The sequence below is a fragment of the Stakelama saccharophila genome, assembly GCF_032229225.1.
GTDB classification, from domain to species: domain Bacteria; phylum Pseudomonadota; class Alphaproteobacteria; order Sphingomonadales; family Sphingomonadaceae; genus Sphingomonas; species Sphingomonas saccharophila.
On sequence record NZ_CP135076.1, the window covers coordinates 1193702 to 1216432 of the forward strand.

Sequence of the window (22731 nt, forward strand, 5' to 3'; positions counted from 1 at the left end):
GGGAGGGGAGGGTATTGCCCGGCCGGACACGAAAAAGGGCGGCGATCTCCAGCGACCGCCGCCCCTCATTACGCGATGGGCCGCCGCCTCAGGCGGTGGCTTCGGCCATGAGCGCGGTCTTCAGGTCCTCGACCAGATCGGTGCGTTCCCAGGGGAAGGTGTCGCCTTCCGCCTTGCGGCCGAAATGGCCGTAAGCCGCCGACTTGCGGTAGATCGGCTTGTTCAGGCCCAGATGCGTGCGGATGCTGCGCGGGGTCAGGCCGCCGAGCTTGGGATTGTTGCGGATCGCATCCTCGATCTTCTCCTCGTCCACCTTGCCGGTGCCGTGGGTGTCGACATAGATCGACAGCGGCCTGGAGACGCCGATGGCGTAAGCGAGCTGGATCGTGCAGCGCCGCGCAAGCCCCGCGGCGACGATGTTCTTCGCCAGATAGCGCGTGATGTACGCCGCCGAGCGGTCGACCTTCGTCGGGTCCTTGCCGGAAAAGGCGCCGCCGCCATGCGGGGCCGCACCGCCATAGGTGTCGACGATGATCTTGCGGCCGGTGAGGCCGGCATCGCCGTCCGGGCCGCCGATCTCGAACGTGCCGGTCGGATTGATGTGATATTCGGTCTCGTCCGACAGCAATTCGGCGGGCAGGATGTCGGCAATGACGTCCTTCACATATTTCTTGAGCTCGGCTTCCTTCTCGCCGGTGTCATAGCCCGGCGCATGCTGGGTGGAGACGACGATCGCGGTCGCCGCGACCGGGCGATCGTTTTCGAAACGCAGCGTCACCTGGCTCTTGGCGTCGGGTTCCAGGAACCTGGCCTTGCCCGACTTGCGGTCCGCGGCCATGCGCTCGAGGATCTTATGGCTGTAGTCGAGCGTCGCCGGCATCAGGTCGGGCGTGTCGGCGACGGCATAGCCGAACATGATGCCCTGGTCGCCGGCGCCTTCGTCCTTGTTGCCGCTGGCGTCGACGCCCTGCGCAATGTGCGCGGACTGGCCGTGGAGATAATTCTCGAACGCGAACGTCTTCCAGTGGAAGCCGTCCTGCTCGTAGCCGATCTCCTTGACGGTGTCGCGCACCGTATCCTCGATCTCCTGCAGGGCGCCGGGGGCCCATTCGCCGTTTTCATAGACGCCCTTGCAGCGGATCTCGCCCGCCAGGACCACGCGATTGGTGGTGGTCAGCGTCTCGCAGGCGATGCGGGCTTCCGGGTCCTTGGACAGGAACAGGTCGACGATGGCGTCGGAAATCTGGTCGGAAACCTTGTCGGGATGGCCTTCGGACACCGATTCGGACGTGAAGAGGTAGTTGGGGCGCATGCAAATCCTCTGCTCTGATGGGGCGCAGCCCGCGGCCGGGCGCGCATATAAAGAAATCGTTATATGCCGTTTTAACGCTTGGCGGCGCGGATGGCAACGGCAGCGGCGAGGAACAGGCCCACGACGAGGAACGCCATCCAGTTGCCCATACGGGCGAACAGTGTCGGCGGTTCCGGGGCCGGCAGCGGCACCTCGATCGCGCCCGCCTTGCCGTGCGGGATGGTGTCGATCAGCCGGCCGTCCGCGCCGACCACCGCCGAGATGCCGTTGGGCGTGGCGCGCAGGATCGGCAGCCCCTCCTCGATCGCGCGCATCCGGGCCTGGGCGAGATGTTCGGGCGGTCCCCAGGTGCCGAACCATGCGTCGTTGGACGGGTTGAAGATGAAATCGGGCCGGTGCGCTGCGTCCACCACCTGGCCCGAAAAGATGATTTCGTAGCAGATCTGCATACCGACCTTGCCGAAGCCGGGAATGCGGATGGTTTCGGGGCCGGGGCCGGGCAGGAAATCGTAATCGCCCATGACTAGGCGCGACAGGCCGAGTGGCTCCAGGATCGAGCGCATCGGCAGATATTCGCCATAAGGGACCAGGTGCGACTTGTCGTAGCGGCCGGCCAGCGTCGCATCGGGGCGGATGACGAAGATCGAGTTGCCGGCGCCGGCGAGCTTGCCCGCCGGACCGAATTCGAGTGCGGTGCCGCCGATCAGCGCGACGTCGCGGGGGCCGAGATGGCCGGCGATGCTGTCGCGTACGGCGGCCGGATCGGCCTGCCAATACCATTCGGGCGGATAGCCATCCTCGACATAGTAATTCACCGTGCCTTCGGGCCAGACGATCAGGCGCGGGCGCCGGCCCGGCGTGCCGCTCAGGTCCATCATCGCCTGGAGAATGCGGGCGTTGTAGCCGGGCGAGCCGACATGCTCCTGCCCGAAATTGGGCTGGACGACGCGCACGAGCGGCCGGTCCGGCCCCGTCGCGGGCGTGGGCGAGCGGCCGATGACGGCGACGAGCGCGAGGGCGGCGACGGTCACGGCGGGCAGCGCCCAGCGGCGCCCGACCGCGAGCAGCAGCGCGCCGGCAGCCAGGATGGCGACGCCGGACAGGGCGTAGGTGCCGATCCAGCTCGCCGCCTGGGCAATGCCGAAGGCGGGCAGCCAGACCATGCCCAGCGGGTTCCAGGCATAGCCGGTGAACATCGTCGCGCGCAGCCATTCGGCGACGATCCAGGCGGCGGCCGCCACCAGGACGAAGCCGGGGCCGGGCGGCGTGCGCAGATCGCCCACCGATCGGGGGCTGGCGAAGCGCCAGGCGAGGCCGCCCGCCAGCATCGGATAGACGGCGAGGTAGAGCGCCAGCGCCACCACCGCGACATAGCCCAGAGCGGGCGGCATCTTGTCCTGATAGTCGAAGGCGTGCTGGATCCAGTTGTTGCCGATGGTGAAATGCGCCACGCCGAACGTCCAGCCGCGCAGCAGCGCCGATTTCAGCGTCGGCGCATCATGGACCAGCCACAGCCATACGGCGAAGCAGATCAGCGCCAGCGGCCACAGGTCGAGCGGGGCGAAGCCGGTGGCGGAAGCGAGCCCGGCGGCGATGGCGACCCAATAAGGGTGGCGACGGATCCAGTGCGACATCATCGCGGCTATCGCCGGGATTGCGCCTGCGGGCAAGAGAGGGTGCGCTCGGCGCTCGCACTTCGGGGCCAAGAGCTGCTAAGGACGGGACATGAATACTGTTCGTCCCTTCCACCTGGCCTTTCCGGTTCACGATCTTGCCGCGACGCGCGGCTTCTATGGCGGCGTGCTGGGCTGCCGCGAGGGGCGGAGCGCCGATCGCTGGATCGACTTCGACCTGTACGGCCACCAGATCGTGGCGCATCTGGACGAAGCGGCACGGCCCGCAGGCGCATCCAACCCCGTCGACGGCCACGACGTGCCGGTGCCGCATTTCGGCGTCGTGCTGACCATGGCCGACTGGGAAAAGCTCGCCGAGCGGGTGCGCGCCGCCGGCATCGCGTTCGGCATCGAACCCCAGGTCCGGTTCAAGGGGCGGCCCGGCGAACAGGCGACGATGTTCTTTCGCGACCCCAGCGGAAACGCGCTGGAGTTCAAGGCGTTTGCCGATGACGCGATGCTGTTCGCGCGCTGAGTTTATCCGGAGTATTTCATGGCCGAACCCGTTACCGTCGACATTCCCCACAAGCTGGACCGCGCCACCCTGCGCGACCGGATCGAGCGCGGTCTGGGCAAGGTCGCCGACATGCTGCCGGGCGGCACCGTGACCGAGCACCATTGGGAGGGCGACCGCCTGCAGTTCACGGTCGAGGCGATGGGACAGCGCGTGGCCAGCACGGCGGAACTGTTCGACGACCGGGTCCACCTGATCGTCGATCTGCCACCCTTCCTGGCGTTGTTCGCGGACAAGATCCGTGACAAACTGCAACGCAAAGGGCCGTCGCTGCTGAAATAGGCGCGCCGGGGGAACGTGAATATCGCGGCATCCGTTGGTGTCCCGGGCAAGGAGGCGCGGCGCGGCATGCAACCGCTCGGCAAGATTGCGTTGATGATGAGCGGGGCCGTGGCGGCCGCGCTGCCGATCGGCATGGCCATCGGCGGCGATATCAGCGACCATATGCGCCGCGATTACGCCTATGGCTTTGACACGCCGGATCCGGGCACCAACCGCGGGCTGGCGGAACGCTATGCCGACGGCGGTGAGAGCGCCTCCGCGCAGCGGCCGGTGGAACGGGCGAGCGCGGGCGATATCACCGACGCCGCGTTCGACGACGACAGCTATCTCGACGCTTATGGGCGCCAGCGCGACGAAGCGGCGGCAATGCACGCCGATCTGGCGCGCGACGGCGACGGGTTCGGGCCGGATGGCGATTTCGATTCGAACCTGCGCGACGCGGTCTATCCCGAGCCGTATGAAGACGGCGCGGACGAGATGGGCGACGCCTATGACGCCTATGGCCCGGCCGATGTCGGGGATGGCGGGCACCGGCATCGCCACGCCGGTCGCGCACCCGGCATGGTGGTGGTGGACGATGCCGACGGCTATGTCCCGCCGCGGTCGGACCCTTATGCCGATATCCGCCCCGCGCGCCGGGCGCGGGCCGACCGCTACCGCGTCGATACGCCGCAGGGATCGGTGACCGTGATGACCGGCAGGCGAAGCGCGCCGGACGGGTTCGCATCCGATTTCGATCGCGACGATGCGGTCGTCGATGGCGAAAGGACCGCAGGCGTTTCGTCCGATGCGCCCGCTGCCCCGCGGCCGGCCGCCTCCATCGCGCCGGAAGGCCGATCGGGCTCCGGGAGCGGCCCGGCCGAGCCGATGGATTATCCCGCCTTCGACTGAGCCGCCGCCGTCACCCGCCAGATCGTGTTGCCGACATCGTCGGCCACCAGCAGCCCGCCGTCGCGACCGACGATGACGCCGACCGGCCGGCCGCGCGCATCGCCGTCGTCGTTCAGAAAGCCCGTCAGCACGTCGACCGGGGCGGCGCCGTCGGCGGGAAAGCCGTCCTCGCCGAAGGGGATATAGACGACCTTGTAGCCCGATGGCGGCACCCGGTTCCAGGACCCGTGCTCACCGACGAAGGCCCCTTGCGCGAACCGGTCGCCCAGCTTCGCACCGGCGGCGAAGGCGAGGCCCATGGGCGCGACATGCGGCCCCAGCGCATAATCGGGCCGCGCGGTATATTGGCGCATGTCGCGCCCCTGCGGCCCGACGCCGTCGACGCGCGGATCGCTGTACCCGCCCCAATAATACCAGGGCCAGCCGTAGAAATTGCCGAAATCGACTTCCGTCAGATAGTCGGGCGGCATGTCGGAGCCCAGCATGTCGCGGGCGTTGACGACGGCCCACAGCTTGCCGGTCTGCGGATTGAGCGCCAGCCCGGTGGGATTGCGCATGCCGGTGGCATATTCGCGCGCGGCGCCGGTATCGGGATCGACCGTCACGATCCGCGCCCGGCCTTCCTCCGCGGCCATGCCGTCCTCGGCGATGTTGCTCGACGAGCCGATCGCGACCCAGATCCGGCCGGTCGCGGGATCGGCTAGGATATTACGGGTCCAGTGGTTGCCGCCGCCGGGCAGTGCGGCGATCTTGTCCGGTTTGGCGGTAATGCGCGTCTGACCGCTTTCATAGGGAAAGGCGAGCAGCGCGTCGGTGTTGGCGACGTACAGCGTCTCACCCACCAGCGCCATGCCGAAGGGCGAGTGCAGGCCGTTGAGGAAGGGCGAGCGCTTGTCCGCGATGCCGTCGCCGTCGGTGTCGCGCAACAGGGTGATCCGGTCGGCCGAGGGCACGCTCGCGCCCGCCTTGCGCATCAGCCGGTCCATGACCCAGCCGGTGATGCCGTCCCTGTCGCGGGGTGGCGAGTTGGTTTCGGCCACCAGCACGTCGCCGTTCGGCAGTTGATAGAGCCAGCGGGGATGATCGAGCCCGCGCGCGAAAGCCTGCACGGTCAGTCCGGCGGCGGCGCTGGGCCTTGCGCCCTCCGGCCAGCCGACGGCCTCGGCGACGTCGGTGGTCGGGAACGTCTCGACCTCCGGCGCCGTCAGCTTCGGCACGCGGCCGGTGACTGCCTGCACCGACAGATCGGCCCGGTCGGGCTGAAACACCCAGACGACGATACCGACGAGGATGAGGAGCAGGACGGCGAGAACAATGAGGCGTTGGCGCATGGCGGCAGGATAGGCCGGGCGGCGGCGTCGTCCAAGCGCGAAAACGCCGCTTATGCCTCCGCGTCGATATGCGGCGTCGGCGGGTGGAGACGCAACCGGGTGACGCGGCGCGCATCGCCGTCGAGAATTTCCAGTCGCCAGCCGCTGGGATGATCGAGCAGCTCGCCCGGTTCGGGCACATGCCCCGCCAGCACGAAGGCGAGACCGCCCAGCGTATCGACATCTTCCTCCACCTCGCCCAGCCGGGCGTCGATCGTCTCCGCCACGTCCTCCAGCTCGGCGCGGGCGTCGGCTTCCCAGATGCCGTCCTCGTCGACCGGCACCATGAGGGCCGCCGGCGCCTCGTCATGCTCGTCTTCGATTTCGCCGACGATTTCCTCGACCAGATCCTCGATCGTGATCAGCCCTTCGGTGCCCGAATATTCGTCGAGCACGATGGCGAGGTGCGTGCGGCTCTGCTGCATCCGCGCGAGCAGGTCGAGCGTGCCCATGGATTGCGGGACGTAGAGCGGCTGACGGATGAGTTGCTGGATGCTTTCGGGCCGCGCCGCGTCGGTGGCGAGGATCGCGAAAACGTCCTTCACATGGATCATGCCGATGACGGTATCGAGATTGTCGCGATAGACGGGCAGGCGGCTGTGGCCGGCATCGGCGAACAGGCGGACCAGTTCGTCGAAGCTGGTCTGTTCGTCCACCGCCAGCATGTCGGCGCGCGGCACGCCGATATCGCCGGCATCGCGTTCGCCGAAATGCAGCAGGTTCTTGAGCATCTGCAGCTCGATCGGGGCGAGGTCGCCGGCGACGGGCGCCTCGGTATCCGCCTCGTGCTCGGCAATGACCTCCTCGATCCGCGCGCGCAGCGTGTCGACATGGTCCTCACCGAACAGCATGGCGCGCAGGCCGCGCCATAATCCACCGTTTTCGGTATTGTTGTCGCCGTTTCCGGCGCTACTTCGGTCCTCTGGCATAAGGGATGGTCAGTCCTCGCGAACGGGATAGGGATCGTGCAGGCCGAGCGCCGCCATGGCCGCGCGTTCGATATCCTCCATGGCCTCCGCCTCCGCTTCTCCCTGATGGTCGTAGCCCAATAAATGCAGGCAGCCGTGAACAATCAAGTGGCCGGCATGATCGGCCACCGTGATTTCGCGCTCCTCCGCCTCGCGCGCGCAGACGCCGTGGGCGAGGATGATGTCGCCCAGGATCACCTCGCCATCGTCGGAATTGAGCGTCACCGTGTCCAGCAGGTCGTGCTGGATCATGGGAAAGGACAGCACGTTGGTCGGCTTGTCCTTGTGCCGATATTGATGGTTGAGCCGGCGCACCTCTTCGTCGTCGGCAAGGCGCACGGAGATCTCGACGAGGGCGGGATCGTCGACCCAGGCGGCCTGGGGCGTCCGGCCGATCGCCGCGCGGGCGGCCTTGCCGGCAAGCGCTTCCCAGTCGGTGTCGCTGCTCCAGGGGGCTTCGCGCTGGACGGCTAGTTCAAGCATGGTTTCTCCGATACCCGGTTGCTTCGAGCGAAGTCGAGAAGCGTGTCTCGACCTCGCTCGACACGAGCGGCGTTGGCAGGCCCGATATTCCTAAACGTCGCCATGCTGGCCTTCATAGGCGTCGACGATGCGGCCGACGATGGGATGGCGCACGACGTCCGCCGCGGTGAAGCGCGACATGGCGATGCCCTCCACCCCCTCCAGCCGCGCGACCGCGTCGGCCAGGCCGGAGGCGGGCGGACCGCCGGGAATGTCGACCTGTTTCGGATCGCCGGCGACGACCATGCGGCTGTTCTGGCCGAAGCGGGTGAGGAACATCTTCATCTGCTCGCGCGTGGTGTTCTGCGCCTCGTCCAGGATGACGAAGGCATCCGCCAGCGTACGGCCGCGCATGAAGGCGATGGGCGCGATCTCGATCTCTCCGCTGGTGATGCGGCGCTCGACCTGTTCGGCCGGCAGACAGTCGTAGAGCGCGTCGTACAAGGGGCGGAGATAGGGGTCGACCTTCTCCTTCATGTCGCCGGGCAGGAAGCCGATGCGCTCGCCCGCCTCCACCGCCGGACGCGACAGGATCAGGCGCTGCACGCTGCCGGTGATGAGCTGGGCGACCGCCTGCGCCACCGCGAGATAGGTCTTGCCGGTGCCGGCGGGGCCGAGCGCGAAGATCATGTCGTGGCTGACCAGCGCTTTCATGTAGTTCGCCTGCGCGACCGATCGCGGCACGATCGTCTTCTTGCGCGTGCGGATCATGATGGAAGGCGGCGCGGCCTTTTCGGCGCGGACGATGCCATCGAGCGTCGGTTCCTCCGACATCGCGATCACCGCCTCGATCAGGCCGGTATCGACCTCCTCGCCGCGGATGAGGCGCGATTGCAACTCCTGCAGCACGACGCGCGCCTGCGCGACCGCCTCGGCCGAACCCTCGATCCCGACGCGGTCGCCGCGCGCGGTGATATAGACGCCCAGCCGCTCCTCCAGCGCCAGCAGATTCGCATCGAACTCGCCGAACAGTTGCGGCAGCAGTTGCGGACGGTCGAACGTCACCTCGACGCGGCTGCGCTCACCGGATTGGGCGGGGACGGGCTTGCGGCTCATGCGGTCCTTTCACGGGCGCTCGCGGCGCGGGAGATCGCGTCATGTGGGGGCTGTGGCGGGGAAGACAACAGGCAGGCGCGGCCCGTAGCGGGAAAGGGCGGCTGCTCGGATTCGACCTGCTGCATGCGATCCCGAGTTTGGCAGAAGGACCTGCGCGTGGCGAGAGGGAAAAGGGAGGATGCCTCCCTTCGTTCTCGCCAACCCCGACGGGGTGGCGGAAGCCATTCTTGCGAGGGCCGCCGAGTGCCTCGGCGACACCCACCCCCGGCCCCTCCCTGGGAGGGAGGGGAGGAAAAGGGATGGCAACTGATCTGTCCCCCCTCCAGGAGACTTCTCGCGAAACTCCCCGTCACCCGGACTTGTTCCGGGGTCCACGGAGCCACGAACCCGTACGGTGCTGGTTTGCTGCACCGTGGATGCCGGAACAAGTCCGGCATGACGAAAAATGGAAAGGGTACGCCCACCTTTCGCAGAGATCCCCTCCCGGGAGGGGCAGGGTGGATGGCGAGCGTCAGCGAGCCGCTTTACGCCGCCGCCCTTACCCGCTCGACGCCACCCAGGCTGTTCGGACCTGCGCTCACGATCTCGACCGTCACCATGTCGCCGATCGCCGCGTCCGTCATCAGATGCACCGATTGCAGCCAGGGCGACTTGCCCAGCATCTGACCCGGCAGCTTGCCCTTGCGCTCGATCAGCACGTCGCAGGTGCGGCCCACCGTATCGGCATTGAAGGCGGCCTGATCGCGGTTGAGGGCGGCCTGCAGGCGCTGCAGGCGCTCGTCCATCACCGCCGCCGGCAGCGCGCCGTCCATTTCCGCTGCCGGCGTGCCGGGGCGCGGCGAATATTTGAAGCTGAACGCCTGGGCGTGGCGGACCTGGTCGACCAGGCTGAGCGTATCCTCGAACTCGGCATCGGTTTCGCCGGGAAAGCCGACGATGAAATCGCCCGACAGGGCGATGTCGGGGCGCGCTTCGCGGACGCGGTCGAGGATGCGCAGATAGCTGTCGCGCGTGTGGCTGCGGTTCATGGCCTTCAGGACGCGGTCGTTGCCCGACTGCACCGGCAGGTGGAGAAACGGCATCAGCTTTTCGACCTCGCCATGCGCGTCGATCAACCCCTGCGTCATGTCGTTGGGATGGCTGGTCGTATAGCGGATGCGGGCCAGCCCCTCGATCCGGTCGAGTTCGCGGATCAGCGCGTCGAGGCCGCGTCCGTCCTCGCCCGACCAGGCATTGACGTTCTGGCCGAGCAGCGTGATCTCGCGCGCGCCGGCGTCGACCAGCGCCTTGGCTTCGTCGATCACCGCCGCGAACGGGCGGCTCACTTCGGCGCCGCGGGTATAGGGCACGACGCAATAGGTGCAGAATTTGTCGCACCCTTCCTGCACCGTCAGGAAGGCCGAGGGGCTGACGCGCTTCCGCGCCGGCAGGGCGCCGAATTTGCTGTCGAGCGGCATGTCGGTATCGAGCGCGGCCTTGCCCGAGGCGGCGTCGGCGACCAGTTTCGGCAGGTTGTGATATGCCTGCGGCCCCACCACGACATCGACGCCTGCGCGGCGAACGATCTCCTCGCCCTCCGCCTGCGCGACGCAGCCGGCGACCGCGATCATCGGCGTGCGGCCGTGTTTGCGCAGCCGGCCGATATCCGAATAGACCTTTTCCGTCGCCTTTTCGCGAATATGGCAGGTGTTGAGGACGACGAGGTCGGCCTCGTTCGCCTCGGCCGGGGTCAGCCCCTGTTCGGCCATCAGTTCGGCCATCCGCTCGCCGTCATAAACGTTCATCTGACAGCCGAAGGATTTGACGTGATAGGTCTTGGGAGTGGTCGCCATGGCGGCGCGCTATAAACGAAGCCGCCCGCTCGCGTAAGGGGCGGCTTCGCAAGCGCGACGAGCATGCGGTCAGTCGGCGATCGCCGGCGCGTCGCCGGGGCGTTTCTTTCCCGTGGCCCGATACTTGTCGAACCAGGCGAGGATCGCCGCCGCCTTCGCCGCCGCCTGCGACGGCCGTTCCGCGATGCCGTGATGGCTGGCGCCCGGCACTTTCACCAGCGCGGTCGGCACGTCGCGGATCTGGAGCGCGGCGTAATATTGCTCCGCCTCGCTGACGGGCGTGCGGTAATCCTCTGCCCCGACGACGACGAGCGTCGGCGTCGTCACGTTGCCGACCAGGCTGAGCGGCGAACGCTGCCAATATTGCATCGGCGCTTCCCACGGCTTCTTGTCGAACCAGTAGCGCGAAGTGAAGGTCGTCATGTCCATGGTCAGCGCTTCGCTGGTCCAGTTGATGACCGGCTTCTGCGTCGCCGCCGCCTTGAACCGGTCGGTCTTGCCGACGATCCACGCGGTCAGCACGCCGCCGCCCGATCCGCCGGTGACGAACAGGTTGTCGGGGTCGGCCGTCCCCTCGGCGATGGCGGCGTCGACGGCGGCCATCAGGTCGTCATAGTCCTTGCCGGGATAGGCGCGGTCGATCAGGTTGGCGAATTCCTCGCCATAGGACGTGCTGCCGCGCGGATTGACGTAGAGAACGGCATATCCGTGCGCGGCATAGAGCTGATCGTCGGTCGAAAAGCTGGGGCCATAGGCCGCGTTCGGCCCGCCATGGATTTCCAGGATCAGCGGCACGCGCTGGCCGGGGCGGCGGTCGGGCGGCGTGACCAGCCAGGCGTCGATGGGCCGGCCGTCAGGCGCCGTGACGGGCAGTTTGCGCACCGGCGCCATGTCCTTGTTCGCCATCCAGGTGGCGTTGAGCGCGGTCAGGCGCCGTTCGTCGCCGCCGCGCGCCACATGGATGTTGGCGGGGTGCCGCGTCGTGCCGGCGGTATAGGCCAGGGTGCCGTCGTCGGCGATGGTGAACGATCCGCCGGTATAGGGCCGGTCGATGCCGGTGCCGGCGGTCAGGCCGGACACCACGGGCCGGAGATCGCCGTCCAGTCCGACGCGGGCGACGCGCTTCACCCCCTTGTCGTCATAGGAGACGGCCAGTGTGTCGTCGTCGAGCCACTGGGCATCGTCGATCGAACGGTCGAGCCCGGCGGTGAGCGAGCGTGCGCCCGAACCGTCGCGGTTCATGACGTAAAGCTCGTTATTTTCGTAGCTGCGGTTGACGTCGTCGAAGCCGAGATAGGCGATGTGCCGGCCGTCGGGCGAGACGGCGGGGGCGGAATCGGGGCCGTTGCGGGTGGTCAGCGCCGTGATGCCGCCGCCGGCGATGTCGAGGGCATAAACCTCGCTGTTCATCGGATCGCGCTGCCAGTCGGCGCTGCGATTGGCGCTGAAATAGATGGTGCCGCCATCCGGGCTGAAGGACAGCGGGCCGCCATCGTCATAGTCGCCGAAGCTGAGCTGGCGCGGCGCGCCGCCATCGGCGGAGACGAGAAAGATATGATCGAATCCCGGTTTCAGATAGCCGGCATCGTCGACGCGGTAGGTGACGCGGTTGATGACCTGCAGCGGTTCGGCCCATTTCGCGCCCTCGGGCTTTTCGGGCAGCTTGCCGAATTTCGGCGCTTCGCCGGGGACGCGCATGACATAGGCGATCGTGTCGCCCTGCGGCGACCAGGCAAGGCTGTGCGGGCTGTCCGGCAAACCCGTGACCCGCGTCGCTTCCCCGCTCTTCATCCAGCGGACGAAAAGCTGGGGGCTGCCCCCGCCCTCGGTCGCGACATAAGCGAGGCGGTTCCCGTCCGGCGACCAGCGCGGCGAGAAATAGGCGCCGGGACCGGTCGCGATCGGCACCTGTTCACCGGACTTCACGTCGATCAGCCAGATCGACGGGCGCATCTCGTCGGTCATGATGTCGGCCGCCATGCGGACATAGGCGATCCTGGATCCGTCCGGGCTGATCTGCGGATCGGTCGCGGCCTGCAGGTTGAAAAGGTCGCCGCCGGTGAAATGCCGTTCGGGCCCCTTGTCGGCGGGCCGTGCCGCCGCGGCGGTGATCGGCGTCGCGGCGGCCAGCGTTGCGAACAGGATTCCGGATATCAGGCGCATGGTCTTGGTCTCCCCGCTGTCATGTGTCCCTGCGTAGCCGCGGAACCGGCGGGAGACAAAGCCAATATTGCAGCCCCTCGCGACAGGGCGGCGCGCATGAAAAAGGGGCGCGCCTTTCGGCACGCCCCTCGATTTCAGCGGAATCGCCGGTGTCGGAGATTCAGCCGACGCTGTCGGGCAGATCCTCGTTATCGTCCTTGACGGCGTCGATGACCGGGATCGCAAGGATGCCGGCACCGAGTACCACCGCCGGGATGAGCGCGCCGCTGGCCAGCTTGCTGGACTTCTTGACGTCGCTGGAAGCGCGAACGTGCTGCGAAACGGCAACGCTGCTGGCGGAGCGAGCCGAGGCGGACTGCGCCGGTGCAGCCATGGCCGGGGCTGCAACTACCGAAAGGGCAGCGGCTGCTGCGAAAAATTTGCCGGTCATCTAGGCAACTCCCTTTGAACAATCATCAAATTTATACGAGGTTGGAACAGGTACGGCATTTCGTCGACCCTGCCAATCCCCTTCGTAAAACGAAGCGGTTACCAGTCCGTTTCATCGGGCGGCCCGCCGCAGCGAATTTGCTGCGTCCAAGCGGCCGTTTTCGCGCGGCCCGCACCCAGGGCTAGTAAGCGAAGTCGCGCAGCGGGTGCCCCAGCGCGGCCGTCAGCGCCTGCTCGATCCGCCGGCGGCTTTCCGCAGCGATCGCCTTGCGCCCGGCATGGTCGGCCGGCGAGAAGGGGTCGAGGAAATGCAAGCTCACCGGAAAACTGCCCCGGCGCGCGAGTATCCGCATGGCATTGTCCTTGCCGCTTTCCGCCCCGATCCACGCAATATCCTCGCCGGCATCGTGATAATCGAGCATCACCGGCTGGACCATCACGCCCGCGGGCGGCGGTTCGAGGACGCGCAGCATGGCCGTCTTGAATTTCAGCAGCGACCTGCCGTCGGTCGTGGTCCCTTCGGGAAAGACGGTGATCGCCCAGTTCTCCGCCAACGCCTCGCGCAGCCGCTCGATCTGCGCGGCGACGCCCATCCGATCCTGGCGGCTGACATAGACGGTGCGGTTGAAGCTGGCGAGCCAGCCGATGACGGGCGTCTTTTCGAGTTCCGCCTTGGCGATGAAGGCGGTGCCGCTGGCGCCGGCCATGGCGAGGATGTCGATCCAGCTCAGATGGTTGGCGATATAGAAGACGTTGCGCCTGAGCGGCGTGCCGACCCTGCGGACCCGCGCGCCGACGATCCGGGCGCATGCGCCGAGGAAAAGACGCGGCCAGGGATTGGGAAACCGGAACAGCCGCCACAGATAATATAGCGGCACCGCGACGAGGGTCGCCACGAACAGCAGGGCAAGGCGGATGGCGAGCCGCAGGCGCCCACCGATCGTAAGCCGCGGCGGACGGCCCGCAGCGGCGTCAGCTCTTGCGGTCGAGGGCGACGCCATACAGCTCCATGCGGTGATCGACCAGGCGGAAGCCCAGCCGCTCGGCGATCTGTTTCTGCAGGAGTTCGAGTTCGGGATCGACGAATTCGATGACCTTGCCGGTCTCGACGTCGATCAGGTGGTCGTGATGCGATTCGGGCGCGGGCTCGTAGCGCGAGCGCCCGTCGCCGAAATCGTGGCGGTCGAGAATCCCGGCCTCTTCGAACAGGCGAACGGTGCGATACACCGTCGCGATGGATATGCCCGGATCAATGGCCGAGGCGCGTTCATAGACCTTCTCCACATCAGGATGGTCTTCCGCTTCCGACAGGACCCTGGCGATCACGCGACGCTGGTCGGTGATGCGCAGGCCCTTTTCGTGGCACAATGCTTCGAGATCGATCTTTCGAGCCATTCCCTTCCTTTCGCCAGCCGATGTAGCCCGATCGAACCGACGGGAAAAGAGGCTGCGCCCTTCACCGCGACGGCGAAGGGGGTTTCGCGTCAGCCCTTGCGGCGCTTGGTGCCCAGGCCGATCTTCTTCGCCAGGTTGCGGCGCTGCTCGGCATAATTGGGAGCGACCATCGGATAATCCGAGGGAAGGTTCCACTTGGCGCGATACTGTTCCGGCGTCATGTCGTAATGCGTCATCAGGTGACGTTTCAACATCTTAAGCTTCTTGCCGTCTTCCAGACAGACAATGTAATCGGGCTTGACCGAGGACCGGATCGAAACGGCAGGTTCCTGTTTTACTTCCGGTTCCGCTGCGACGTGACCGACACTGCTGAGGGCGCCGTGCACGTTCTGGATCAGCAGTGGCAGATCCGAAACCGCGACGCTGTTGTTGCTGACATGGGCCGCAACGATTTCGGCGGTCAGCGTCACCAGTGTTTCCTGCATTTCCGATTGATTGTCCGGTTGGGTTTCCATTCTCTTCCTCTTGCGCGTATCATTTATGCAATTGAGGACCGCCATATCGGATGACTTGGCGCATCATGCAAGTGGCGGCGAGGACGTTTACTATTATTGTTTGAGATTATTGCGGAATGTTTCGGCGTCATACTGGTCGCCGTGAATACCCCGGTAATAATTGTGCCGGATACCGACCCTGGTGAACCCTTCGCGGCGGTAGAGTGCCACGGCGGGGTTGCCGCTGCGCACTTCGAGATGGAAGTTGACGACGCCGCGCTCCTTCGCCTCGCGCATGGCGGCGCGCAACAGCGTCGCGGCGACCCCGCGGCGGCGCCGGTCGGGCGACGTGGCGAGCAGCAGCAATTCGCCGTCTTCGAGCGTCGCGCGCACGAGCGCGAACCCGGCGGGTTCATCGTCGATTTCGGCCAGGACCAGCCAACTGCCGGGCAGCGAGAGCATGCCGGCGCATTGGGCCGGGGTCCACGCCTCGCCATAGCGCGGATCGAACGCCTGCTGCATGATCTCGTTGACCATGACGAGGTCTTCCGGACCGCCGCGGCGCAGCCCGATCACGCTGGAGCCCTTCATGCGGCGGGCTTCGCATCCGGGGCGCGGCCGTAGAGCGGCCGCGGCGGCAGGGAAGCGAACGTACCGGAAAGGTGGACTGCGGCGGCGGCGTCGGGAAGCGCCTCCGTCACGGCAAGGCCGGAATCGAGCGCGGCCAGCCGGCCGACACCGCTGCCGATGGCCGGCAGCCCGCCCAGCGCCGCCAGCGCCGCGTCCGGCCGGCGCGAAGCAAGCTCGCTCAGGGCGCGGAAGGGCGAGGCGTGGAAACGCTGCATGAAGACTTCACCGTGCCCGCCTTCCAGCACGACCGCAAGCGCGTCCGGCGATCCGGGTTCGGCGAACGCCGCCGCGGCGACGAGCGCGAGCGAGGAATAGCCCGCGACCTCCGCCCGCCAGCCGATGGCCAGCCCGCGCGCCGCGGCCAGGCCGACGCGGACGCCGGTGAAACTGCCCGGACCGCAATCGACCAGGATCCGGGCCGCACGGCCGGCATCCGGAAGGTCCGCGATCATCGGGATCAGGCGTTCGGCATGACCGCGCCCGACAACCTCGTGCGCGGCAGCGACAATGCTGTCCCCCTCGATCAGCGCGACCGAACAGGCGGCGGTTGCGGTCTCGATGACGAGGACCCTTTGGTGGATCGGCACGGCTACTCCGAATATGCGCGGAACGGCTCCGCCCGGTCATCGTCGATGATAGGAACGGCCCGCCCGGTCGCGCAATCCCGCCATATGCGAGAAACCCTCGTCAGCGGATGCTGTTGAACCGATCGAAATCCGGCCGCGGGCTGCGGTCGAAGATCGTTTCCGGATCGCCGTGCCCCAGCGTGGAGATGAAATTCGCCTTCACCTTCGGATTGTCGCCGAAAAAGGCGGCATTGACCTTGTCATGGTCGAAGCCGGACATCGGCCCGGTGTCGAGCCCGACCGCGCGCGCGGCGATGATGAAATAGGCGCCTTGCAGCGAGGAATTGCGAAAGGCGTGTTCCTTGCGGCCCGCCGCGTCGCCTTCAAACCAGCTTTTCGCGTCGGCATGGGGAAAGAGCCAGGGAAGCTGCTCGTGGAAATCCTCGTCCATGCCGATGACGACGGCGGCGGGCGCCTTACGGATCTTGTCGGGATTGTTGCCCGACGCGCAGTCGGCGAGCAGGTCGCGCGATTCCTGGCTGAGGCACCAGGCGAAGCGGGCCGGCTGTTGATTGGCCGAGGTCGGCCCCATCTTGAGCAGGTCGTAGATCCGGCGGATCTCCGCCTCGGTCACTGGCTGGTCGGTATAGCCATTATAGGTGCGCGCGGTGCGGAAGATCGTGTCGAGACCGGCCTCGTCAAGCGGCTTTCCCATGGCGTCGTCCTTCTTCGTTGGTGATGTGGCGGGGCGGCGGCGCCTCAGACGGCGCGAACCTCGCTCACTTCGGGCACATAATGCTTGAGGAGCTGCTCAATGCCGTGCTTGAGCGTGGCGGTCGACGACGGGCAGCCCGAGCACGCGCCCTGCATCTGCAGATAGACCTTGCCCCGGTCGAAGCCGCGATAGACGATGTCGCCGCCATCGCCCGCCACCGCCGGGCGGACGCGGGTATCGATCAGGTCGCGGATCTGGGCGACGATATCGGCGTCCTCCGGATTCTCCTCGAACTCCGGCACGTCGGCCGGGACGGCGATGCCAGCGGCCGAACCCGGCTTGAACAGCGGCATCTGCGCGGAGAAATGATCGAGCAGGATTGCCAGCACGTCCGGCTTCAATCCGTTCCAGTCGACGCCGGGCGCGGCGGTGACGGAAATGAAGTCCCGGCCGAAGAAGACGCCCGTCACGTCGCCCAGGCCGAACAACGCCTCCGCCAGCGGCGACACCTCGGCCGCTTCGGGCGTGGCGAAGTCGCGCGTGCCCGTCTCCATGACGGTGCGGCCGGGGAGGAATTTGAGCGTCGCCGGATTGGGCGTGGTTTCGGTTTCGATCAGCATGCGTGGCATTTGGGCTGCGCGCGGGCCGGGATCAAGTGCGCGCGGCAGGAAACGGATGGTTTCGGGTTGAACGACGCCCATCGTATCGTCTCCAGCCCGTATTCCTGCGCAGGCAGGAATCCAGAAGCCAGCAGCGCGGCGTGTGAAGCTCTGGGCTCCTGCCTGCGCAGGAGCACGTGTTTCTTTCTACGCGAACGGGACGGCCGTCAGACAGGGCCAGCCACCGCAGCGCATGCGGTGATCCTAAGGGTATTTTCGAGAGATGCGCAGCCTGCGCTGGTATGACGAAACCGGCCAATGCGCGGCCTTACCCCTTCGCCACTTCGTTCACGGTGCCGGCGAATTCCTTGAAATCGCGCGCTTCGGTGAAGTCCTTATAGACGCTGGCGAAGCGGATATAGGCGACGGAATCGAGGCCCTTCAGCCCCTGCATGACCAGTTCGCCGATGCGCTGTGCGGCGATTTCGGTGTCGCCGCCGGTTTCGAGCTGGCGCTGGATGCCGGAGACGAGCTTTTCGACCTGCTGGCCGTCGATCGGACGCTTGCGGCAGGCGATCGACACCGAGCGGACGAGCTTGTCGCGGTCGAAGGGCTCGCGCCGATTCTCGCCGCCCGACCCTTCGGATTTCAGGACGGTGAGGTCGCGGAGCTGGATGCGCTCGAAGGTGGTGAAGCGCGCCGCGCACGCTTCGCACTGGCGCCGGCGTCGGATCGCGGTGCCGTCCTCGGTCGGGCGCGAATCCTTTACCTGGCTGTCTTCATGGGCGCAGAACGGGCAACGCATCTGAACTCCCTCTCCCCGTCGGGGAGAGGGTAGGGGAGAGGGGCAGAAGCGCCGCCGTCTCGTACTTCCCCTCTCCCAACCCTCTCCCCGGCGGGGAGAGGGCTAGAAACATCACAAATCGCTATAGATCGGAAAGCGTTCGCACAGGGCGCGGACGCGCTGCTTTACGTCCGCCTCCACCGCCGCGTCGCCGCCTTCGCCCTTGGCGGCCAGCCCGTCGAGCACATCGGCGACCATGTTGCCGATCTCGCGGAACTCGGCCGTGCCGAAGCCGCGGGTCGTGCCGGCGGGCGAGCCGACGCGGATGCCGCTGGTCTTCATCGGCGGCAGCGGATCGAACGGCACGCCGTTCTTGTTGCAGGTGATCGCCGCGCGCTCGAGCGCCTCGTCGGCGTCCTTGCCGGTGATGCCCAGCGGGCGGAGATCGACCAGCGCGACATGCGTGTCGGTGCCGCCGGCGACGAGATCGGAGCCGCGCTCCTTGAGCGTCGACGCCAGCATCTTGGCATTGTCGACGACCGCCTGGATGTAGCTTTTATATTCGGGGCGCAGCGCTTCGCCGAAGGCGACCGCCTTGGCCGCGATGACGTGCATCAGCGGACCGCCCTGCAGGCCGGGGAAGACCGCCGAGTTGATCTTTTTCGCGATTCCCTCGTCATCGGTCATCACCATGCCGCCGCGCGGGCCGCGCAGCGTCTTGTGCGTAGTGGTGGTGACGACATGGGCATGGCCGAAGGGTGAGGGGTGCAGCCCGCCGGCGACGATGCCGGCGAAATGCGCCATGTCGACCATGAAATAGGCGCCGACTTCATCCGCGATGGCGCGGAACTTCGCGAAATCGATCTGGCGCGGATAGGCCGAGCCGCCGGCGATGATCATCTTCGGCCGGTGCTCCTTCGCCAGCCGTTCGACCTCTTCGAAGTCGATCTGGTGATCGTCCTTGCGCACGCCGTACTGGACCGCGTTGAACCACTTGCCCGACATCGCCGCCTTGGCCCCGTGGGTCAGGTGCCCGCCGGCGTCGAGGCTCAATCCCATGATCGTCTCGCCCGGCTTTACCAGCGCGAGCATGACCGCGCCGTTGGCCTGCGCCCCCGAATGCGGCTGGACGTTCGCGAACCGGCAGCCGAACAGCTTTTTCGCGCGGTCGATGGCGAGCTGTTCGACCTCGTCTGAAGGGTGACAACCCTGATAGTAGCGGCGGCCGGGATAGCCCTCGGCATATTTGTTGGTAAAGACCGACCCTTGCGCCTCCAGCACTGCCTTCGACACGATGTTTTCCGAAGCGATCAGTTCGATCTGATACTGCTCGCGGTCCAGCTCGTGGCGGATGCCGGCGAAGATCTCCGGATCGGCATCGGCGAGATCGCGGGTGAAGAAATCGTCGGGACGGATATCGGATGGCGTGCCGGGTTTGGTGCTCATGAAGGCGTCCTTTGCCGAAGCTGTGGGTGCGTTGCCTGGCGCACGCGGCGCCGGCGCCGAAATGTTCGCCGCCTGTCTAGGCCGGTCGCGGGGCAATTGCCACCGTCCTTTTGCACGCCCGTCAGGCGGGGTTCGCCTCCGCTTCCGGCGCGCCGAGCTTGGCCACGCGGCGCTGGTGGCGGTCGCCGCCGAACGGCGTGGCGAGGAAGGTGGCGACGCATTCCTTCGCCATCTCGATGCCGATCAGGCGCGCGCCCATGGCGATGACATTGGCGTCATTATGCTCGCGCGCCAGCCGGGCGGACAGCGGTTCCGAAACGAGCGCCGAACGGCAGGCCGGGTTGCGGTTGACCGCGATCGAAATGCCGATGCCCGATCCGCACAGCGCCACGCCGGTTTCCGCCTCGCCGCCGGCGATGGCGCGCGCGAGCCTGTAGCCATAGTCCGGATAGTCGACGCTATCCGGGCCGTCGGTGCCGAGATCGAGGACGTCGTGGCCGGCGTCGCGCAACCATCGGGCGAGTTCCGCCTTCATCTGATAGGCGGCGTGATCGGAAGCGATGGCAATGCGGCGTGTCATGCGCCATGTCTTAGCGCGAACAGCGGCGGTGGCCAAGGAGATGTGGATGCGAAACGTGGTGATCGGCCTGGTGCTGGCGGGAATGCTCGCCGGATGCGGCGGCGGACCGACGGCCGTCGAAAACGACGAAGGCGCGGTGACGGAGACGGGCGAGGCGATCGTCAACGCCGTGGACGATACGGGCGAAGCGCTGAGCAACAGTATCGCGGATGCCGGCAACACGATCGTCGGACCGGTGGAGCCCGGACCCTATGACGACTGGGTGGGCCGCTGGGTCGGCGTCGAGGGCCTGTATCTCGACGTGGAGAAGGATCACGACAAGGGCGGCAGGCACTACAAGATCGCGAACCACTATACGCTGGACGACAGCGGCACGTTCGACGGGGTCGCCACCGACGAGGGGATCAGGTTCACGCGGCCGGACGGCACGTTCGTGCTGCATCACACCGACGGCGCGGCGACGGGCATGAAATATCTTGCGGACAAGCAGGACTGCCTGACGGTGAAGCCGGGCGAGGGCTATTGCCGCGACTGACGCCCGACGGGTGACATGTCAGCGTCACACATGCCGGCTAACCGGCGGCCACCGTGCCAACGGGTGCGGGCTGGCCGGGGTCGATGATGAACACGGAACGCAAGAGCAGCACGGGCCGCGCCGTCGGCGGCGCCGTCCACCAGCATCGCCAACTGTCGAAACAGGGGCTGCTCGAACGCGCCTTCACTTTCGCCTTTCGAGGGCTGGTCTATGCGCAGATCTGGGAAGACCCGCTGGTCGATCTCGAGGCGCTGGCGATCACGCCCGACTGCCATGTGGTGACGATCGCATCGGGCGGCTGCAACGTGCTGAGCTATCTGACCGCGGACCCGAAGGCGATTACCGCAATCGACCTCAACACCGCGCATATCGCGCTCAACCGGTTGAAGCTCACGGCGGCAAGGCATCTGCCCGACCACGCGGCCTTCCACCGATTTTTCGCGCAGGCCAACTGCAAGGACAATGTGCAGGCGTACAGGAACCATGTCCGTCCGCACCTCGACGAGGTTTCGCGGCGCTATTGGGAAGGGCGGGGCCTTGCCGGGCGGCGGCGCATTTCGGGCTTCGGCAAGGGCTTCTACAAGCGCGGTCTGCTGGGCGGCTTCATCGGCATAGCGCATGTCGTGGCCAGGCTGCACGGGATCGATCCGCGCGATCTGCTGGCGGCGACGACGATCCAGGATCAACGCGCGATCTTCGATGCGAAGTTCGCGCCCGTGTTCGACCGGCGGCTGGTGCGCTGGCTGATCGACCAGCCGGCATCGCTGTTCGGGCTGGGCATTCCGCCGGCGCAATATGACGCGCTTGCCGCCGACGATCCGAAGGGAATCTCCGCGGTGCTGCGCCAGCGGCTCGAAAAGCTCGCCTGCGGCTTCGACCTCGCCGACAATTATTTCGCCTGGCAGGCGTTCGGGCGCGGCTATGGCGAAGGGCCGTCGGCGCCGCTGCCGCCCTATCTGCAGGCGGCGAATTACGGCGCGGTGGTCGCCCGCGCCGGCCGGGTCGAGGTGCAGCACGCCAATATGGCCGACTATCTCGAATCGATGCCGGACGGATCGCTCGACCGCTATGTCCTGCTCGATGCGCAGGACTGGATGAACGATGCGCAGCTTACCCGTTTGTGGGGCGAGATCACGCGCACCGCGAAGCCCGGCGCGCGCGTCCTGTTCCGTACCGCCGCGCAGCCGACGCTGTTGCCGGGCCGCGTGCCGGAGGAACTTCTTTGCCTCTGGGACTATCGCGAGGCGCAGTCGCGCGACTTCACCGCCCGCGACCGCTCGGCGATCTATGGCGGCGTGCATCTCTACGCGCTGAAATGAGCGGCGATCATGCGCGGCGCATGGACGCGATCTACGCGACGCAGCGCCACTTCTACGACCTGACGCGCAAATATTATCTGCTCGGCCGCGATTCGCTGATTCGCGATCTGGCGCCGCCGCCGGGCGGCGCGGTGCTGGAGGTCGGCTGCGGCACCGCGCGCAACCTGATCGCGGCGGCGAAGTACTGGCCCGACGCGCGGTTCTTCGGATTCGACATATCGGAAGCGATGCTCGCAACCGCGCGGCGCAATGTGGCGAAAGCCGCGCTGTCCGATCGGATTACGCTGGCGCAGGGCGATGCGACCGACTTCGATGCGCCCGCGCTGTTCGGTATCGCGCGGTTCGAGCGCGTGTTCCTCAGCTATACGCTGTCGATGATTCCCGGCTGGCAGGCGGCGATCCGCCAGGCGGTGGCGGTGGGCGACAAGGTGCTGATCGTCGATTTCGGCCAGCAGGAGCGGCTGCCGCGTCTGTTCCGCAGTGCGCTGTTTGCATGGCTCGGCCATTTCGACGTGACGCCGCGCGCGGAGCTGTACGACGCCGCGGCCGCCGCGGGGTTGGAGGGCGCGCGGCCGGTCCGGGTAGAGCGGCTCTATCGCGGCTATGCCTGGCGCGCGGTGATCGGGTAGCGCTCGCGCGGGGATTATGCAGGAGCG

25 protein-coding genes are annotated in these 22731 nt (G+C 67.0%); 6 read left to right on the forward strand and 19 right to left on the reverse strand.

Annotation, left to right across the window (positions count from 1 at the left end):
* Positions 1-88: 88 nt before the first annotated feature.
* Both metK and lnt read right to left on the reverse strand, forming a co-directional pair.
* Positions 89-1312 (reverse strand): methionine adenosyltransferase, encoded by a 1224-nt coding sequence (gene metK / locus RPR59_RS05475; protein WP_313917485.1) that lies wholly within the window; start codon positions 1310-1312, stop codon positions 89-91.
* A gap of 71 nt (positions 1313-1383) precedes the next feature.
* On the reverse strand, positions 1384-2949 hold the full coding sequence (lnt, locus tag RPR59_RS05480) for an apolipoprotein N-acyltransferase (protein ID WP_432280292.1): 1566 nt from the start codon (positions 2947-2949) through the stop codon (positions 1384-1386).
* Between the two features lie 88 nt (positions 2950-3037).
* Here lnt and RPR59_RS05485 point away from each other — a divergent pair, with 88 nt between their 5' ends.
* The 3 genes from RPR59_RS05485 (at position 3038) to RPR59_RS05495 (ending at position 4672) form a co-directional block, all read left to right on the forward strand.
* A complete protein-coding gene (locus RPR59_RS05485) occupies positions 3038-3460 on the forward strand; it encodes a VOC family protein (RefSeq protein WP_313917487.1) in 423 nt (140 codons plus the stop codon).
* Between the two features lie 18 nt (positions 3461-3478).
* Positions 3479-3781 carry a polyhydroxyalkanoic acid system family protein gene (locus RPR59_RS05490; RefSeq protein ID WP_313917490.1) on the forward strand — a complete coding sequence of 101 codons (303 nt, stop codon included), beginning with the start codon at positions 3479-3481 and terminating at the stop codon, positions 3779-3781.
* Positions 3782-3847: 66 nt separating this feature from the next.
* Complete coding sequence (locus RPR59_RS05495) at positions 3848-4672, forward strand: hypothetical protein (RefSeq protein WP_313917491.1); 825 nt, start codon at positions 3848-3850, stop codon at positions 4670-4672.
* On the opposite strand, the gene RPR59_RS05500 is transcribed toward RPR59_RS05495, so the two are convergent.
* The 17 genes from RPR59_RS05500 to rpiB all read right to left on the reverse strand — a co-directional run bounded on the left by RPR59_RS05500 (position 4654) and on the right by rpiB (position 20221).
* The gene (locus tag RPR59_RS05500) at positions 4654-6003 is read right to left on the reverse strand and encodes a PQQ-dependent sugar dehydrogenase (protein WP_313917493.1); all 1350 of its coding nucleotides are present in this window, start codon (positions 6001-6003) and stop codon (positions 4654-4656) included. The genes RPR59_RS05495 and RPR59_RS05500 overlap by 19 nt on opposite strands.
* 50 nt (positions 6004-6053) lie before the next feature.
* On the reverse strand, positions 6054-6971 hold the full coding sequence (locus RPR59_RS05505) for a hemolysin family protein (RefSeq protein ID WP_313917495.1): 918 nt from the start codon (positions 6969-6971) through the stop codon (positions 6054-6056).
* Positions 6972-6980: 9 nt separating this feature from the next.
* On the reverse strand, positions 6981-7493 hold the full coding sequence (ybeY, locus tag RPR59_RS05510) for an rRNA maturation RNase YbeY (RefSeq protein WP_313917497.1): 513 nt from the start codon (positions 7491-7493) through the stop codon (positions 6981-6983).
* A 90-nt stretch (positions 7494-7583) separates the two neighbouring features.
* Positions 7584-8588 carry a PhoH family protein gene (locus tag RPR59_RS05515; protein ID WP_313917499.1) on the reverse strand — a complete coding sequence of 335 codons (1005 nt, stop codon included), beginning with the start codon at positions 8586-8588 and terminating at the stop codon, positions 7584-7586.
* 524 nt (positions 8589-9112) lie between these two features.
* Positions 9113-10372, reverse strand: a complete 1260-nt coding sequence (gene miaB, locus RPR59_RS05520) for a tRNA (N6-isopentenyl adenosine(37)-C2)-methylthiotransferase MiaB (RefSeq protein WP_313918348.1) — start codon at positions 10370-10372, stop codon at positions 9113-9115.
* A 117-nt stretch (positions 10373-10489) separates the two neighbouring features.
* Positions 10490-12583: a S9 family peptidase gene (locus RPR59_RS05525; RefSeq protein ID WP_313917501.1), complete on the reverse strand. Its 2094-nt coding sequence runs from the start codon at positions 12581-12583 to the stop codon at positions 10490-10492.
* Between the two features lie 160 nt (positions 12584-12743).
* Positions 12744-13013: a hypothetical protein gene (locus tag RPR59_RS05530; RefSeq protein ID WP_313917503.1), complete on the reverse strand. Its 270-nt coding sequence runs from the start codon at positions 13011-13013 to the stop codon at positions 12744-12746.
* A gap of 181 nt (positions 13014-13194) precedes the next feature.
* Positions 13195-14013 carry a lysophospholipid acyltransferase family protein gene (locus RPR59_RS05535; protein ID WP_313917505.1) on the reverse strand — a complete coding sequence of 273 codons (819 nt, stop codon included), beginning with the start codon at positions 14011-14013 and terminating at the stop codon, positions 13195-13197.
* A complete protein-coding gene (locus tag RPR59_RS05540) occupies positions 13985-14407 on the reverse strand; it encodes a Fur family transcriptional regulator (RefSeq protein ID WP_313917507.1) in 423 nt (140 codons plus the stop codon). Before RPR59_RS05540 ends, RPR59_RS05535 begins: the two co-directional genes overlap by 29 nt.
* 89 nt (positions 14408-14496) lie before the next feature.
* Positions 14497-14922, reverse strand: a complete 426-nt coding sequence (locus RPR59_RS05545) for a Ros/MucR family transcriptional regulator (protein WP_313917509.1) — start codon at positions 14920-14922, stop codon at positions 14497-14499.
* 93 nt (positions 14923-15015) lie between these two features.
* Positions 15016-15492, reverse strand: a complete 477-nt coding sequence (rimI, locus tag RPR59_RS05550; RefSeq protein WP_313917511.1) for a ribosomal protein S18-alanine N-acetyltransferase — start codon at positions 15490-15492, stop codon at positions 15016-15018.
* Positions 15489-16112, reverse strand: coding sequence for a tRNA (adenosine(37)-N6)-threonylcarbamoyltransferase complex dimerization subunit type 1 TsaB (gene tsaB / locus RPR59_RS05555; protein ID WP_313918350.1), 624 nt, complete (start codon positions 16110-16112; stop codon positions 15489-15491). Before tsaB ends, rimI begins: the two co-directional genes overlap by 4 nt.
* Before the next feature lie 106 nt (positions 16113-16218).
* On the reverse strand, positions 16219-16812 hold the full coding sequence (locus RPR59_RS05560; protein WP_313917513.1) for a malonic semialdehyde reductase: 594 nt from the start codon (positions 16810-16812) through the stop codon (positions 16219-16221).
* 44 nt (positions 16813-16856) lie between these two features.
* The gene (locus RPR59_RS05565) at positions 16857-17432 is read right to left on the reverse strand and encodes a NifU family protein (protein ID WP_313917516.1); all 576 of its coding nucleotides are present in this window, start codon (positions 17430-17432) and stop codon (positions 16857-16859) included.
* Between the two features lie 307 nt (positions 17433-17739).
* Positions 17740-18216, reverse strand: coding sequence for a transcriptional regulator NrdR (gene nrdR, locus RPR59_RS05570; protein ID WP_313917519.1), 477 nt, complete (start codon positions 18214-18216; stop codon positions 17740-17742).
* A 111-nt stretch (positions 18217-18327) separates the two neighbouring features.
* Positions 18328-19641 (reverse strand): serine hydroxymethyltransferase, encoded by a 1314-nt coding sequence (gene glyA, locus RPR59_RS05575; RefSeq protein WP_313917521.1) that lies wholly within the window; start codon positions 19639-19641, stop codon positions 18328-18330.
* A 121-nt stretch (positions 19642-19762) separates the two neighbouring features.
* Complete coding sequence (rpiB, locus tag RPR59_RS05580) at positions 19763-20221, reverse strand: ribose 5-phosphate isomerase B (RefSeq protein ID WP_313917523.1); 459 nt, start codon at positions 20219-20221, stop codon at positions 19763-19765.
* Positions 20222-20267: 46 nt separating this feature from the next.
* On the opposite strand from rpiB, the gene RPR59_RS05585 reads away from it, so the two are divergent.
* The 3 genes from RPR59_RS05585 (at position 20268) to RPR59_RS05595 (ending at position 22704) form a co-directional block, all read left to right on the forward strand.
* Positions 20268-20756 carry a hypothetical protein gene (locus RPR59_RS05585; protein WP_313917525.1) on the forward strand — a complete coding sequence of 163 codons (489 nt, stop codon included), beginning with the start codon at positions 20268-20270 and terminating at the stop codon, positions 20754-20756.
* 83 nt (positions 20757-20839) lie between these two features.
* Positions 20840-22075: a BtaA family protein gene (locus RPR59_RS05590; RefSeq protein ID WP_313917527.1), complete on the forward strand. Its 1236-nt coding sequence runs from the start codon at positions 20840-20842 to the stop codon at positions 22073-22075.
* Positions 22072-22704, forward strand: coding sequence for a class I SAM-dependent methyltransferase (locus tag RPR59_RS05595; protein ID WP_313917530.1), 633 nt, complete (start codon positions 22072-22074; stop codon positions 22702-22704). Before RPR59_RS05590 ends, RPR59_RS05595 begins: the two co-directional genes overlap by 4 nt.
* Positions 22705-22731: the final 27 nt, after the last annotated feature.

Coding starts and splice junctions, on each gene's coding strand:
- metK (WP_313917485.1), bottom strand. CDS start 1,312: ATGCGCCCCAACTACCTCTTCACGTCCGAATCGGTGTCCGAAGGCCAT.
- lnt (WP_432280292.1), bottom strand. CDS start 2,949: ATGATGTCGCACTGGATCCGTCGCCACCCTTATTGGGTCGCCATCGCC.
- RPR59_RS05485 (WP_313917487.1), top strand. CDS start 3,038: ATGAATACTGTTCGTCCCTTCCACCTGGCCTTTCCGGTTCACGATCTT.
- RPR59_RS05490 (WP_313917490.1), top strand. CDS start 3,479: ATGGCCGAACCCGTTACCGTCGACATTCCCCACAAGCTGGACCGCGCC.
- RPR59_RS05495 (WP_313917491.1), top strand. CDS start 3,848: ATGCAACCGCTCGGCAAGATTGCGTTGATGATGAGCGGGGCCGTGGCG.
- RPR59_RS05500 (WP_313917493.1), bottom strand. CDS start 6,003: ATGCGCCAACGCCTCATTGTTCTCGCCGTCCTGCTCCTCATCCTCGTC.
- RPR59_RS05505 (WP_313917495.1), bottom strand. CDS start 6,971: ATGCCAGAGGACCGAAGTAGCGCCGGAAACGGCGACAACAATACCGAA.
- ybeY (WP_313917497.1), bottom strand. CDS start 7,493: ATGCTTGAACTAGCCGTCCAGCGCGAAGCCCCCTGGAGCAGCGACACC.
- RPR59_RS05515 (WP_313917499.1), bottom strand. CDS start 8,588: ATGAGCCGCAAGCCCGTCCCCGCCCAATCCGGTGAGCGCAGCCGCGTC.
- miaB (WP_313918348.1), bottom strand. CDS start 10,372: ATGAACGTTTATGACGGCGAGCGGATGGCCGAACTGATGGCCGAACAG.
- RPR59_RS05525 (WP_313917501.1), bottom strand. CDS start 12,583: ATGCGCCTGATATCCGGAATCCTGTTCGCAACGCTGGCCGCCGCGACG.
- RPR59_RS05530 (WP_313917503.1), bottom strand. CDS start 13,013: ATGACCGGCAAATTTTTCGCAGCAGCCGCTGCCCTTTCGGTAGTTGCA.
- RPR59_RS05535 (WP_313917505.1), bottom strand. CDS start 14,013: ATGGCGTCGCCCTCGACCGCAAGAGCTGACGCCGCTGCGGGCCGTCCG.
- RPR59_RS05540 (WP_313917507.1), bottom strand. CDS start 14,407: ATGGCTCGAAAGATCGATCTCGAAGCATTGTGCCACGAAAAGGGCCTG.
- RPR59_RS05545 (WP_313917509.1), bottom strand. CDS start 14,922: ATGGAAACCCAACCGGACAATCAATCGGAAATGCAGGAAACACTGGTG.
- rimI (WP_313917511.1), bottom strand. CDS start 15,492: ATGAAGGGCTCCAGCGTGATCGGGCTGCGCCGCGGCGGTCCGGAAGAC.
- RPR59_RS05560 (WP_313917513.1), bottom strand. CDS start 16,812: ATGGGAAAGCCGCTTGACGAGGCCGGTCTCGACACGATCTTCCGCACC.
- RPR59_RS05565 (WP_313917516.1), bottom strand. CDS start 17,432: ATGCTGATCGAAACCGAAACCACGCCCAATCCGGCGACGCTCAAATTC.
- nrdR (WP_313917519.1), bottom strand. CDS start 18,216: ATGCGTTGCCCGTTCTGCGCCCATGAAGACAGCCAGGTAAAGGATTCG.
- glyA (WP_313917521.1), bottom strand. CDS start 19,641: ATGAGCACCAAACCCGGCACGCCATCCGATATCCGTCCCGACGATTTC.
- rpiB (WP_313917523.1), bottom strand. CDS start 20,221: ATGACACGCCGCATTGCCATCGCTTCCGATCACGCCGCCTATCAGATG.
- RPR59_RS05585 (WP_313917525.1), top strand. CDS start 20,268: ATGCGAAACGTGGTGATCGGCCTGGTGCTGGCGGGAATGCTCGCCGGA.
- RPR59_RS05590 (WP_313917527.1), top strand. CDS start 20,840: ATGATGAACACGGAACGCAAGAGCAGCACGGGCCGCGCCGTCGGCGGC.
- RPR59_RS05595 (WP_313917530.1), top strand. CDS start 22,072: ATGAGCGGCGATCATGCGCGGCGCATGGACGCGATCTACGCGACGCAG.